This is a genomic window from Pseudomonas sp. NFR02 (genome assembly GCF_900119375.1).
GTDB lineage: Bacteria > Pseudomonadota > Gammaproteobacteria > Pseudomonadales > Pseudomonadaceae > Aquipseudomonas > Aquipseudomonas paracarnis.
In genome coordinates, this window is record NZ_FPJJ01000003.1 from 160,737 (window position 1) to 174,069 (window position 13,333).

Below are 13,333 nucleotides of genomic sequence, written 5' to 3' on the forward strand. Positions count from 1 at the left end.
CTCAATGCTCCCGGCTGGCAAAGTCGATTCGCGGATCGACCAGGGTGTAGGTGAGGTCGCCGATCAGTTTCACGATCAGCCCCAGCAGGGTGAAGATAAACAGCGTGCCGAACACCACTGGGTAGTCACGGTTGATCGCCGCTTCAAAGCTCATCAGGCCCAGGCCGTCGAGGGAGAAGATCACCTCCACCAACAACGAGCCGGTAAAGAAGATGCCAATGAAGGCCGAAGGGAAACCGGCGATCACCAGCAGCATGGCGTTGCGGAACACGTGGCCATACAGCACCCGGCGATTGGTCAGGCCCTTGGCTTTGGCGGTGACCACGTACTGCTTGTTGATTTCGTCGAGAAAGCTGTTCTTGGTCAGCAGGGTCATGGTCGCGAAGTTGCCGATCACCAGGGCAGTGACGGGCAGCGCCAGGTGCCAGAAGTAATCGAGGATCTTGGCGCCCCAGCTCAACTCCTCGAAGTTGTTGGAGGTGAGCCCGCGCAAGGGGAACCAGTCGAAATAACTGCCACCGGCAAACACCACGATCAGCAGAATCGCAAACAGGAACGCCGGTATCGCGTAGCCGACGATGATCGCCGAGCTGGTCCACACATCGAAATGGCTGCCGTGGCGCGTGGCCTTGGCGATCCCCAGGGGGATGGACACCAGGTACATGATCAGGGTGCTCCATAACCCCAGGGAAATGGACACCGGCATCTTTTCCTTGATCAGGTCGATGACCTTGGCGTCCCGGAAAAAGCTGTCACCGAAGTCCAGCTGGGCATAGTTCTTGACCATGATCCACAAGCGTTCCGGCGTCGACTTGTCGAAGCCGTACATCTTTTCGATTTCCTTGATCAGCGCCGGGTCCAGGCCCTGGGCGCCACGGTAGCTGGAACCGGCCACCGCAACTTCGGCGCCGCCGCCAGCAATGCGGCTGGTGGCGCCGTCGAAGCCTTCGAGTTTGGCGATCATTTGCTCCACCGGGCCGCCGGGAGCGGCCTGGATGATGACAAAGTTGATCAGCAAGATCCCGAACAGCGTGGGGATGATCAGCAACAGGCGGCGAACAATATAGGCCAGCATTCAATCGCCTCCGCTCGCCGCATCGGCGCGTGTGTCCAGGGGGACGGCAGGGGTGACGTCTGGTTTGCTCCACCAGGTCGCGGTGCCGACGTCGTAGCGTGGCGAGATCTTGGGGTGGCCCAGGTGGTCCCAGTACGCCACGCGGAAGGTCTTGATGTGCCAGTTGGGAATCACGTAGTAGCCGAACTGCAGCACGCGATCCAGCGCCCTGGCGTGGGCGATCAGGCTTTGCCGCGAACCGGCGTCGATCAACTCTTCCACCAACTGGTCGACGGCGGGGTCCTTGAGGCCCATGTAGTTGCGGCTGCCGGGCTTGTCGGCGCTGGAGGATTTCCAGAACTCGCGCTGCTCGTTACCCGGCGAGGTGGATTGCGGGAAGCTGCCCACCAGCATGTCGAAGTCGCGGGAGCGCAGGCGGTTGACGAACTGCGAGACGTCCACCCGACGAATCACCAGGTCGATGCCCAGGTCCGCCAGGTTGCGCTTGAACGGCAGCAGGATGCGCTCGAACTCGGTCTGGGCCAGCAGGAACTCGATGGTCACCGGTTTGCCGGTATTGTCGACCATTTTGTCGTCAACGATCTTCCAGCCCGCTTCTTGCAGCAGTTGGTAGGCCTCGCGCTGTTGGGTGCGAATCATGCCGCTGCCGTCGGTGTGGGACGGTTCGAATGCCTGGGTGAAGACTTCGCCAGGGATCTTGTCGCGCAGCGGCTCGAGAATCGCCAGCTCGTCCGGACCGGGTAGGCCGGTGGCGGCCATTTCCGAGTTTTCGAAATAGCTGCGGGTACGGGTGTAGGCACCGTTGAACAGCTGTTTGTTGCTCCATTCGAAATCCAGCAACAGGCTGATGGCCTTGCGCACCCGCACGTCCTGGAACATCGGCTTGCGCATGTTGAACACGAAGCCCTGCATGCCGGTGGGGTTGCCGTTGGGGATTTCTTCCTTGATCAAACGGCCTTCTTTCACCGCTGGAATATTGTAGGCATTGGCCCAGTTCTTGGCGCTGAACTCCAACCAGTAGTCGAACTGCCCGGCCTTCAAGGCTTCCAGGGAGACGGTGCTGTCGCGGTAGTAATCGGTGATGCGGGTATCGAAGTTGTAGAAGCCCTTATTGACCGGCAGGTCCTTGGCCCAATAATCCTTGACCCGCTCGTAGCGAATCATACGGCCTGGCTTGACCTCCGCCACTTGGTAAGGCCCGCTGCCCAAGGGGACTTCCAGATTGCCCTTGGAAAAATCCCGGGTCGCCCACCAGTGTTTAGGCAGCACTGGCAACTGCCCCAGGATCAGCGGCAATTCGCGGTTGTTGGTGCGCTTGAACTTGAACAGCACGCGCAACGGGTCTTCAGCCACGACTTCATCGACGTCGGCGTAGTAGTTGCGGTACAGCGGGTTGCCTTCCTTGATCAGGGTCTGGAAGGTGAACACCACGTCTTCAGCGCGGATCGGGTGGCCATCATGGAAGCGCGCTTCGGGGCGCAGATAGAAGCGCACCCAGCTGTTGTCCGGGGCTTTTTCGATTTTGCCAGCCACCAGGCCGTATTCGGTGATGGGTTCGTCCAGGCTTTGCATGGCCAAGGTGTCGTAGATCAGCGGCAGGTTGTCTGCCGGCACGCCCTTGCTGATATAGGGGTTGAGGCTGTCGAAGCCGCCCATGGCCGATTCGCGGAAGGTCCCGCCCTTGGGTGCGTCTGGGTTTACGTAGTCAAAATGCTTGAAGTCGGCGGGGTACTTGGGGGGCTCGTTGTAGAGGGTCAGCGCATGTTGCGGCGCGGCGTGCGCCGCGGTGCACAGCAACAGGCTGGCGAGCAGGGTAGTACGCAAGGACATCATTGGGCTTTCTCCGAAGCTTTCAGCCACCACGCGCTCAGGCCCAGGCTGTAGGGCGGCGTGGTGACGAAGGCGAACCGGTTGCGGTACGCCAGGCGATGATAGTTGAGGTACCAGTTGGGAATGCTGTAGTGCTGCCACAGCAGCACCCGGTCCAGGGCGCGGCCGGCAGCCAGTTGTTCGTCGCGGGTCTGCGCCGCCAGCAGTTGGTCCAGCAGGTGGTCGACCACCGGGTTGGCGATACCGGCGTAATTCTTGCTGCCCTTGATTGCGGCCTGGCTGGAGTGGAAGTACTGCCACTGCTCAAGACCGGGGCTCAAGGTCTGGTTGAGAGTCATCAGAATCATGTCGAAATCGAATTGATCGAGGCGCTGTTTGTACTGTGCGCGGTCAACGGTGCGCAAGCGGGCGTCGATGCCGATGCGGGTCAGATTTTCGACATAAGGTTGCAGGATGCGCTCAAGGTTCGGGTTGACCAACAGGATTTCCAGGCGCAGCGGTTGCCCGCCCTTGTCCAGCAGGCGCTGCCCCGACAGTTTCCAGCCGGCCTCGCTGAGCAGGGCCAGGGCCTGGCGCAGGGTTTCGCGGGGGATGCCGCGGCCATCGGTGTGCGGCAGGCTGAACGGTTGGGTAAACAGCGCGGCCGGCAGTTGGTCGCGGTAGGGCGAGAGCATCAACCACTCATGGCCCACGGGCAGACCGGTGGCCGAGAATTCACTGTTGGGGTAATAGCTCACCGAACGCTTGTAGGCGCTGCTGAACAGCGTGCGGTTGGTCCATTCAAAATCGAACATCAACCCCAGGGCTTCACGCACCTTGGCCTGGCTGAACGCCGGTCGCCGGGTATTCATGAACAGGCCCTGGCTCTGGGTGGGGATCTGATGGGCGATCTGCGCCTTGATCACATCGCCGCGGTTGACCGCCGGGAAGTTGTAACCGGTAGCCCAGTTCTTGGCCTGATGCTCGATATAAATATCGAATTCACCGGCCTTGAAGGCTTCAAAGGCCACGTCGCTGTCGCGATAGAATTCCACTTCAACCTTGTCGTAGTTATAGAAACCCTGGTTGACCGGCAGGTCTTTGCCCCAGTAATCCTTGACCCGTTCAAACACCAGTTGCCGCCCAGGCGCAACCTTGGTGATGCGATAAGGCCCACTGCCCAGGGGCGGCTCGAAGGTGGTGGCCTTGAAATCACGGTTTTTCCAATAGTGCTGGGGCAGCACCGGCAACTCGCCCAGGCGCAGGATCAGCAAGGGGTTGCCGGCGCGCTTGAACACAAAGCGGATACGGTGAGGGTTGAGGATATCGACCCGTGCCACTTCTTGCAGATTGGTGCGGTACTGCGGATGGCCTTCGGTCAGTAGGGTGCGATAGGAGAACGCCACGTCATCGGCGGTGATCGGCTTGCCGTCGTGAAAGCGTGCTTCGGGGCGCAGGTTGAACACCACCCAACTGCGGTCCTCGCTGTATTCCACCGACTGGGCAATCAGGCCATAACTGGAGGTGGGTTCATCGCCCGACGGCGCGTATTGCCCGGTGCCCACCATCAAGGGTTCATTGAGCTCGTTGACGCCGTACTGCAGGAAGTTGGCGGTGGAAACCGGGCTTGAACCCTTGAAGGTGTAGGGGTTGAGCGTATCGAAGGTGCCAAATGCCATCACCCGCAGCGTCCCGCCTTTGGGCGCTGCAGTGTTTACCCAATCGTAATGGGTGAATTTGGCCGGGTACTTGAGTGTGCCGAACTGCGCATAACCGTGGCTCTCGGTGATCGTCGCGTTCGCCGCAAAGCTCAAGGCCAGGCTTATTAGTAGAAGGAGGGGACGCTTCAAGTCAGAGATCCGATCCAGGCGGCTTGGGCTTTATGATCGGTACAGTAACAGCTTGTTCCGGTTGGAAAAAGCATCTTGAAATCGGCTATAGGCCCATGTGGGAGCGGGCTTGCTCGCGAATAGGGTGGCACATCAACATCTCTGTTGACTGACACACTGCATTCGCGAGCAAGCCCGCTCCCACAGGGGTTCCCCAGAATGCCTGAGGCCTTAGCGCGGCCCGGAAACCACCAGCATCTGCCCTGGCTTCAATGCCTGGCCGGTGCGCGGGTTCCAACGCTTGAGATGTTGCATCTCGACATTGAAACGCTTGGCCACCATGTACAGCGAGTCACCTTTCTTGACCTTGTACTGCACCGGTTTTTTCGCCGCGACTTTACGCGTGTCCTGCATCACCAGGGTCTGGCCGACCTTGAGCGCCTGGCCGTTGAGCTTGTTCCAGCGCTGCAGGTCATGCACGTCAACCTTGTTGGCCTTGGCGATCAGCGTGAGGTTATCGCCACTGCGTACCTTGTAGCTGCGGGTACGCCCGGCAACCGCCTTGGTCTCGACTTCGTCGAACACCGGCTTCTTGGGGCGCATGCTCAGCAATTCTTCCGGCTTCATCGTCGAAAGGGTGCTGGTCAGCAGTTGGGCCTTGGAGGTTGGTACCAGCAGATGCTGGGGGCCATCCAGAGTGGTGCGTTGTTTCAAGGCCGGGTTGAGCTGGAACAGTTCGTCTTCGTCGATCTCGGCCAGCGCGGCAACCCGTGACAGGTCCATGCTTTGCTTGACTTCAACTACTTCGAAGTACGGTGTGTTGGCAATCGGGTTCAGGTTGACGCCATAGGCCTCGGGCGCCAGTACCACCTGGGACAAGGCCAGGAATTTGGGCACATAGTCCTTGGTTTCCTGAGGCAGGGGCAGGTTCCAGTAGTCAGTGGGCAGGCCGAGCTTTTCGTTGCGCTCGATTGCCCGGCTGACCGTGCCTTCGCCGGCGTTATAGGCCGCCAGGGCCAGCAGCCAGTCGCCGTTGAACATGTCATGCAGACGCGTCAGATAGTCCAGGGCGGCGGTGGTGGAGGCGGTGATGTCGCGGCGGCCATCGTAGGCGCGGGTCTGGCGCAGGTTGAAGTAGCGCCCGGTGGAGGGAATGAACTGCCACAAGCCCACCGCATCGCTGCGCGAATAGGCCATTGGGTTGTAGGCACTTTCAATCACTGGCAGCAGCGCCAGCTCCAGGGGCATGTTGCGTTCTTCAAGGCGCTCGACGATGTAATGAATGTAGAGGCTGCCGCGTTCGCCGGCATTCTCCAGAAAGGAGGGGTTACTGGCGAACCACAGGCGCTGTTGCTCGATGCGCGGGTTGACGCCGACACCGTCCTGCAATTGAAAGCCCCGACGCATGCGTTCCCAGACGTCCTGGGGTACTTCGGGGCTGGGCTTCTCTGATAGCCAAATAGGTTTTTGCTTGATCTTGGCAGCAAGATTCGGTTTGGGTTGCACGGTGGATTGTGCAGCGTAATTGGTCGATTGGCAGCCCGCCAGAGTCGCGGAAACGGCCACCGCCACGGCTTGAGCCAGGCGGGTCAATGCGTCTGAAGAAATGGATTTACGAATAGATGACGACATTGGCTGGAAGTAAGTTCCGGGCAAAAATGTCGGGCGATTCTAGAAAGCGCTTTGGTTCCGGTCAACCATTCAGAAATTACGTATCAGATTGCATCTGGTTAGAACTTATCTTTCCAAGCCCTCAAGCTAGCAAACACCTCGGCCCCAGAGCGGTTGTCGCGGCCGTTCCGTTCGTCCGCTTTTTGTTTAACGGATGTTTCAGCGGTGCGCAGAAAAGGGTTAGTACGTTTTTCCAGGGCCAGGTTGGATGGCAGCGTCATCTGGCCACGGGCGCGAAGTTGGGCGACATTTTCCACCCGTTCGGCGATGTCGGCGTTGTGCGGTTCCACGGCTTGGGCAAATTTCAAGTTACTTTGCGTGTATTCATGGGTGCAGTACACCTGCGTATCGGCGGGCAGGGCGGCCAGGCGTTCCAGAGAGTTGTACATCTGTTCGGGTGTGCCTTCGAACAGGCGACCGCAACCCGCGGCGAACAAGGTATCGCCACACAGCAATACGCCCTGGTGGTAAAAGGCGATGTGACCGAGGGTGTGGCCGGGCACGGCGTACACGTCGAAGTCCCAGCCCAGCACGCTGATACGGTCGTTATCCTGCAAGGCGACATCCCGCGCCGGGATCTTTTCGTTGGCCGGGCCGTAGACCGTGGCGCCGGTGACAGTTTTCAGTTGCTCCACACCGCCCACATGATCATGGTGATGATGGGTGACCAGAATGTCGCTGAGGCGCCACTCGGCATTCTGCTTGAGCCAGGCCAGTACTGGCGCGGCATCGCCGGGGTCGACCACGGCGCAGCGCCGGGTCGTGGGGTCTTGTAACAACCAGATGTAGTTGTCGGTGAAGGCGGGTAGGGCACTGATCTGTATCATTCTTCGATTCGCCAAGCTGAACACATTGGTGCATCTTAGAACGTCTAGGCGAGTTGGAGAATGCAATGACTGATAAAGCGTTCGCCCAGGCCGATCCTGAGTGGCTGGCCCTGATCAGCGCCGCCCGCGAATGGTTGTCCGGGCCGATTGGGCAGTTTTTGCTGGAAGAAGAGCGGCGCATGCTCGAAGACGAGCTGGGCCGGTTCTTTGGGGGCTACCTGGTGCATTACGGGCCGTCGGCCGACACGCCGCCCTCGGCACCGCAGGTGCAACGCAATGTACGCCTGGGCGCGCCATTGCCAGGTGTGGAAATCGTCTGCGAGGAACAGGCCTGGCCGTTGAGCGAACACGCCGCCGATGTGGTGGTGTTGCAGCATGGCCTGGATTTCTGCCTGTCGCCCCACGGTTTGTTGCGCGAAGCGGCGAGCAGCGTGCGCCCTGGTGGCCATTTACTGATTGTCGGCATCAACCCCTGGAGCAGTTGGGGCCTGCGCCGTGTGTTCGCCCATGACGGACTGCGTCAGGCGCGTTGCATCGCGCCATCACGGGTGGGCGACTGGCTCAACCTGCTGGGCTTCGCGCTGGAGAAACGCCGCTTCGGGTGCTATCGTCCGCCGCTTGCGACGGCCAAGTGGCAGGGCCGCCTGGCCGGTTGGGAACGCCGCGCAGGGGCCTGGCAGCTGTCGGGTGGCGGCTTTTATTTGCTGGTTGCACGCAAGATCGTGGTCGGGCTGCGACCGGTGCAACAAGTGCGCCGCGAGCCGATCGGCAAGCTCGTGCCAATGCCGTTGGCCAAGGTCAACCGCGAACAACGCGAACCGTAAAACCTCTTTTTGATTTCAGGCCGAATAACCGATGACCGATAGCGTAGAACTCTTCACCGATGGCGCCTGCAAGGGCAACCCCGGCCCGGGCGGCTGGGGCGCCTTGCTGGTGTGCAAGGGCGTGGAGAAGGAACTGTGGGGCGGCGAAGCCAATACCACCAATAACCGCATGGAACTGATGGGCGCGATTCGCGGCCTCGAAGAACTCAAGCGACGCTGCAACGTACTGCTGGTGACCGACTCGCAGTACGTGATGAAGGGCATCAACGAGTGGATGGTCAACTGGAAAAAACGTGGCTGGAAGACAGCGGCCAAGGAGCCGGTCAAGAACGCCGACCTGTGGCAATTGCTCGATGAACAGTGCAACCGTCACGACATCACCTGGAAATGGGTGCGCGGGCACATTGGCCACCCTGGCAACGAGCGCGCCGACCAGTTGGCTAACCGTGGCGTGGATGAAGTGCGCGGCTACAAGCAGAGCTGAGTCAGCGACACCGCAGCGGCCGCTCGAGCCGCTGCTTCACCGCCGCCATCGCGTGTGGCGAATCTACCCGCACGGCATTGAGCTTCAGGCAGGCAGACGTTGGCCTGATCACAAACATCCCGTGATTGTTGTCGCTTACAGAGCCAGGATCGCACGGGCGAGTTGTTCGTCCGTGTATCGCAGGTCCACTCTCGTCTGGCGAATATGCCGCAAGGCTGACTCTAGTTGGGCACCGCGTATTGCACCTTCGCTTGCGACAAACGAGGCGGCATCGGCCTTGGCTGCCAGCACAATCTTGTCGTCCTTGAAGCTGCTGCTGGTGCCGCCCGTGGCACTCATCGACAGGCTCACCAAGGCGTCAGTGGTCATCACGAAACTGGTGGCTTGCGCACCGGCAGCGCTGAGCAGGCAGGGGATGAACAGCCATTTCAGGTTGAACATGAGTCAGGGAATTCCGTATCTGGAGGAGGCGCGCAGGTTAGCGATGAGGGGCGTAGCAATCCGCAGCAAGTTTGCGAAATCTTGTAAATAACTGTTGGGTGTCCACCGGTGGTTGGGTGCCATGGGCGCTTCGTTTACAGAGCGTGCTAATATCCCGCCCCTTGAACTGTACCGAACCGTTGAGAGCTGAACCCTGATGGCCATCCGATCTGTTGTACTCGATACCGAAACCACCGGCATGCCGGTGACCGATGGTCACCGGATCATCGAAATCGGCTGTGTCGAACTGATGGGGCGCCGCCTGACCGGCCGCCACTTCCACGTCTACCTGCAACCGGACCGCGACAGTGATGAGGGCGCGATTGGCGTCCACGGCATCACCGACGAATTCCTCAAGGGCAAGCCGCGCTTCGCCGAAGTGGCCGATGAGTTCTTCGAATTCATCAATGGCGCCCAGTTGATCATCCATAACGCGGCGTTCGACATCGGCTTCATCAATAACGAATTTGCCCTGATGGGGCAGACCGACCGTGCGGACATCTCCCAACACTGCACGATCCTCGATACCTTGATGATGGCCCGCGAGCGCCACCCGGGACAACGCAACAGCCTCGATGCCTTGTGCAAGCGCTATGGCGTCGACAACTCCGGCCGTGAACTCCACGGCGCCTTGCTCGACTCCGAGATCCTGGCCGACGTTTACCTGACCATGACCGGCGGGCAGACCAGCCTGTCCCTGGCCGGTAATGCGTCCGATGGCAGCGGTTCGGCGGAAGGCTCGGGCAACCGCCCTTCGGAAATCCGCCGCTTGCCAGCTGATCGCAAGCCGACGCCGATCATCCGTGCCAGCGAGCAGGACCTGGCCGAGCATGCGGCAAGGCTGGAGGCGATTGCCAAGGCAGCCGGTGCGCCGGCGTTGTGGACTCAACTCACTCAGCAATAACCGCTCATGTAGGAGCAGGCTTTCAGCCATGGGTACTTACACAGTTGCATCTGTGGCGAGGGAGCTTGCTCCCGTGACGGCCTGCCAGCCAACGCCTATCTACCTGACGCTGCGCGATCAAACTGGGGGAGCTGGCTTGCCTGCGATAGCGGCCTGCCAGCCAACGCCTATCGACCTGACGCCCCGCGATCAAACTGTGGGAGCGGGCTTGCTCGCGAATGCGGCCTGACAGTCAACACGGTTGGATTGGGTACATCTCCATTCCTGCGGTAATGGCCACTTAGCGTTCCGCTCTGACAGCGGGTCACTTTGGAAAAGCCGGAATGCCGGCTCAGCCCACCCACATTTGGATTGCGGAGCCTCAGGTAGATAAGTGTCGGCTGGCAGGCCGCATTCGCAGGCAAGCCAGCTCCCACAGTTTGATCGCGGGTGTGAGGCAGGTATGGCCCGGCAGGCGGGCCGTCACGGGAGCAAGCTCCCTCGCGACTTATGTAGATACCTCTCGACCACCTGTGAAATCTTCATTCGCCACATCTGCTTCCAGCTTCTACCCTTTGTGCAAAGCCTCCGGAGTAAGAGTGCTCATGTACAAGGACCTGAAGTTCCCCGTTCTGATCGTGCACCGTGACATCAAGGCCGACACCGTTGCCGGTGACCGGGTTCGAGGCATCGCCAGGGAGTTGGAACAGGAGGGCTTCAGTATTTTTTCTGCGGTGGACTACGCCGAGGGGCGGCTAGTGGCCGCTACCCATCACGGCCTGGCCTGCATGCTGATCGCCGCCGAAGGCGCTGGGGAAAACACCCATCTGTTGCAGAACATGGTGGAGTTGATTCGCTTGGCGCGCCTGCGCGCACCCAACCTGCCGATCTTTGCGCTGGGCGAGCAAGTCACGCTAGAAAACGCACCCGCCGATGCCATGAGCGAGCTCAACCAGCTGCGCGGCATCCTATATCTGTTCGAAGACACCGTGCCGTTTCTGGCGCGCCAGGTCGCCCGCGCCGCACGCACGTACCTGGATGGCCTGTTGCCGCCGTTCTTCAAGGCGCTGGTGCAACACACCGCCGACTCCAATTATTCCTGGCACACCCCCGGTCATGGCGGTGGCGTGGCCTATCGCAAAAGCCCGGTGGGGCAGGCCTTTCATCAGTTCTTTGGGGAAAACACCCTGCGCTCTGACTTGTCGGTGTCGGTGCCCGAACTGGGCTCGCTGCTCGATCACACCGGGCCTTTGGCCGAAGCCGAGGCCCGCGCCGCGCGCAACTTTGGCGCCGACCATACGTTCTTTGTGATCAACGGCACGTCCACCGCCAACAAGATCGTCTGGCATTCCATGGTGGGGCGCGATGACCTGGTGCTGGTGGACCGCAATTGCCACAAGTCGGTGTTGCATTCGATCATCATGACCGGCGCGATCCCGCTGTACCTGTGCCCGGAGCGCAACGAGCTGGGGATCATCGGCCCGATCCCCCTGAGCGAATTCAGCCCTGAGTCGATCCGCGCCAAGATCGACGCCAGCCCCTTGACCCGTGGGCGACCACCGAAAGTGAAATTGGCGGTGGTGACCAACTCCACCTATGACGGCCTGTGTTACAACGCCGAACTGATCAAGCAGCAACTGGGCAACAGTGTCGAGGTGCTGCACTTTGATGAGGCCTGGTATGCCTATGCTGCCTTTCACGAGTTCTTCGCCGGGCGCTATGGCATGGGCACCTCGCGCACGCCGGACAGCCCCTTGGTGTTCACCACCCACAGTACGCATAAATTGCTGGCCGCATTCAGCCAGGCGTCGATGATCCACGTGCAGGACGGCGGCGCACGGCAACTGGACCGTGACCGCTTCAATGAAGCCTTCATGATGCATATCTCCACCTCGCCGCAATACAGCATCATCGCGTCGCTGGATGTGGCCTCGGCAATGATGGAGGGCCCGGCCGGACGCTCGCTGCTTCAGGAAATGTTCGACGAGGCCTTGAGTTTTCGCCGTGCCCTGGCCAACTTGCGCCAGCATATAGCGGCCCAAGACTGGTGGTTCTCCATCTGGCAGCCACCCTCGGTCGCGGGCATCGACCGGGTCGCCACGGCGGATTGGCTGTTGCACCCTGGGGATGAATGGCATGGCTTTGGCGACGTGGTCGAAGACTACGTATTGCTGGACCCGATCAAAGTCACGCTGGTGATGCCTGGCCTCAACGCCGGAGGGGCCTTGAGCGATTGCGGGATTCCCGCCGCAGTGGTCAGCAAGTTCCTCTGGGAGCGCGGTCTGGTAGTGGAGAAGACTGGGCTGTATTCGTTCCTCGTGCTGTTTTCCATGGGCATTACCAAAGGCAAATGGAGCACCTTGCTCACTGAGTTGCTGGAGTTCAAGCGTAGCTACGATGCCAATGTCAGCCTGGCCAGTTGCTTGCCGTCGGTGTATGCCCAAGGCCCGGCGCGTTATCAAGGCCTGGGGCTGCGCGACCTTTGCGACCAGTTGCACAGCTGTTACCGTAGCAATGCCACGGCCAGACACCTCAAACGTATGTATACGGTATTACCGCAAATCGCGATGAAACCCGCCGATGCCTACGACCAACTGGTCAGGGGCGAGGTGGAGGCGGTCTGCATCGATGCCTTGGCCGGACGCATCGCCGCCGTGATGCTGGTGCCTTACCCGCCGGGCATACCGCTGATCATGCCCGGCGAACGCTTCACCGAGTCAACCCGTTCAATCATCGATTACCTGGCATTTGCCCGCACGTTCGATAGCAGTTTCCCCGGTTTTGTCGCGGATGTGCATGGGCTGCAACACGAAGATGACGGCACTGGCCGTCGTTACACCGTCGATTGCATCAAGGGTTAAGGAAGTTTATGCAAGCTGTGATGAACCCGAAGTATCCAGGGCTCAGTGTGCGAGTCGCCGACGAAGGTTTTGACGCCTATGTGTGGGGCAACGATTTCAGCTTTGAAGTCAGCGCCTATGGGGTGCCGCAAATGGGCCAGCGCGTCGACCAATGGCCGGTGGAAAAAGTGCTGCCGTACCGCAAGTGCTATGGCATCGACCCGGAAGAATTCGCCAGTTTTCGTGATGCCGCCGACAGCTCGATCTTCATGGCGTACCTGGATGACCGCGCAGTGGGGCATATCGTGGTCAGCACCAACTGGAACGGTTTCGCCCATGTTGACGAGTTGGCTGTGGCGTTACCGGCGCGTCGACATGGCGTGGCCAAGTCGTTGTTGGACGTGGCGCAGTTCTGGGCTCGCAAGAAGAACCTGCCGGGCATGATGCTTGAGACCCAGAACAACAACCTCGGCGCCTGTCGCCTGTATGAGCGTTGTGGCTATGTAATGGGCGGCATCGATCAACTGCGTTATCGCGGGATTGACCCGCAAACCCGCGAGGTCGCGATTTTCTGGTATCGGTTGTTCAAGGCGCAAGTGGAGGCGGTCTGA

General features: G+C 60.2%; 11 protein-coding genes. 5 read left to right on the plus strand and 6 right to left on the minus strand.

All coding sequences use genetic code 11. The annotated features are described in order from the left end of the window. Window position 1: 1 nt before the first annotated feature. From BT199_RS11215 to gloB, 5 genes are all read right to left on the minus strand, one after another. Window positions 2-1,075 (minus strand): microcin C ABC transporter permease YejB, encoded by a 1,074-nt coding sequence (locus BT199_RS11215; protein WP_072434483.1) that lies wholly within the window; start codon window positions 1,073-1,075, stop codon window positions 2-4. Further along, window positions 1,076-2,908, minus strand: a complete 1,833-nt coding sequence (locus BT199_RS11220; RefSeq protein WP_072434484.1) for an extracellular solute-binding protein — start codon at window positions 2,906-2,908, stop codon at window positions 1,076-1,078. Further along, a complete protein-coding gene (locus BT199_RS11225) occupies window positions 2,905-4,734 on the minus strand; it encodes an extracellular solute-binding protein (RefSeq protein ID WP_072434485.1) in 1,830 nt (609 codons plus the stop codon). Before BT199_RS11225 ends, BT199_RS11220 begins: the two co-directional genes overlap by 4 nt. Before the next feature lie 210 nt (window positions 4,735-4,944). Continuing rightward, window positions 4,945-6,345 carry a transglycosylase SLT domain-containing protein gene (locus tag BT199_RS11230; RefSeq protein ID WP_020301567.1) on the minus strand — a complete coding sequence of 467 codons (1,401 nt, stop codon included), beginning with the start codon at window positions 6,343-6,345 and terminating at the stop codon, window positions 4,945-4,947. 98 nt (window positions 6,346-6,443) lie between these two features. Beyond that, on the minus strand, window positions 6,444-7,211 hold the full coding sequence (gene gloB / locus BT199_RS11235; RefSeq protein WP_020301566.1) for a hydroxyacylglutathione hydrolase: 768 nt from the start codon (window positions 7,209-7,211) through the stop codon (window positions 6,444-6,446). A gap of 65 nt (window positions 7,212-7,276) precedes the next feature. On the opposite strand from gloB, the gene BT199_RS11240 reads away from it, so the two are divergent. Next, window positions 7,277-8,035 carry a class I SAM-dependent methyltransferase gene (locus tag BT199_RS11240; RefSeq protein WP_003190694.1) on the plus strand — a complete coding sequence of 253 codons (759 nt, stop codon included), beginning with the start codon at window positions 7,277-7,279 and terminating at the stop codon, window positions 8,033-8,035. 31 nt (window positions 8,036-8,066) lie between these two features. Continuing rightward, a complete protein-coding gene (rnhA, locus tag BT199_RS11245) occupies window positions 8,067-8,519 on the plus strand; it encodes a ribonuclease HI (protein WP_003173571.1) in 453 nt (150 codons plus the stop codon). 135 nt (window positions 8,520-8,654) lie between these two features. On the opposite strand, the gene BT199_RS11250 is transcribed toward rnhA, so the two are convergent. Further along, window positions 8,655-8,960 (minus strand): DUF2388 domain-containing protein, encoded by a 306-nt coding sequence (locus BT199_RS11250; protein ID WP_003190695.1) that lies wholly within the window; start codon window positions 8,958-8,960, stop codon window positions 8,655-8,657. Between the two features lie 202 nt (window positions 8,961-9,162). On the opposite strand from BT199_RS11250, the gene dnaQ reads away from it, so the two are divergent. From dnaQ to BT199_RS11270, 3 genes are all read left to right on the plus strand, one after another. Then, window positions 9,163-9,903 carry a DNA polymerase III subunit epsilon gene (dnaQ, locus tag BT199_RS11255; RefSeq protein WP_164692278.1) on the plus strand — a complete coding sequence of 247 codons (741 nt, stop codon included), beginning with the start codon at window positions 9,163-9,165 and terminating at the stop codon, window positions 9,901-9,903. A gap of 584 nt (window positions 9,904-10,487) precedes the next feature. Beyond that, a complete protein-coding gene (locus BT199_RS11265) occupies window positions 10,488-12,743 on the plus strand; it encodes an Orn/Lys/Arg family decarboxylase (protein ID WP_072434487.1) in 2,256 nt (751 codons plus the stop codon). A 20-nt stretch (window positions 12,744-12,763) separates the two neighbouring features. Continuing rightward, window positions 12,764-13,333 (plus strand): GNAT family N-acetyltransferase, encoded by a 570-nt coding sequence (locus tag BT199_RS11270; protein ID WP_032903567.1) that lies wholly within the window; start codon window positions 12,764-12,766, stop codon window positions 13,331-13,333.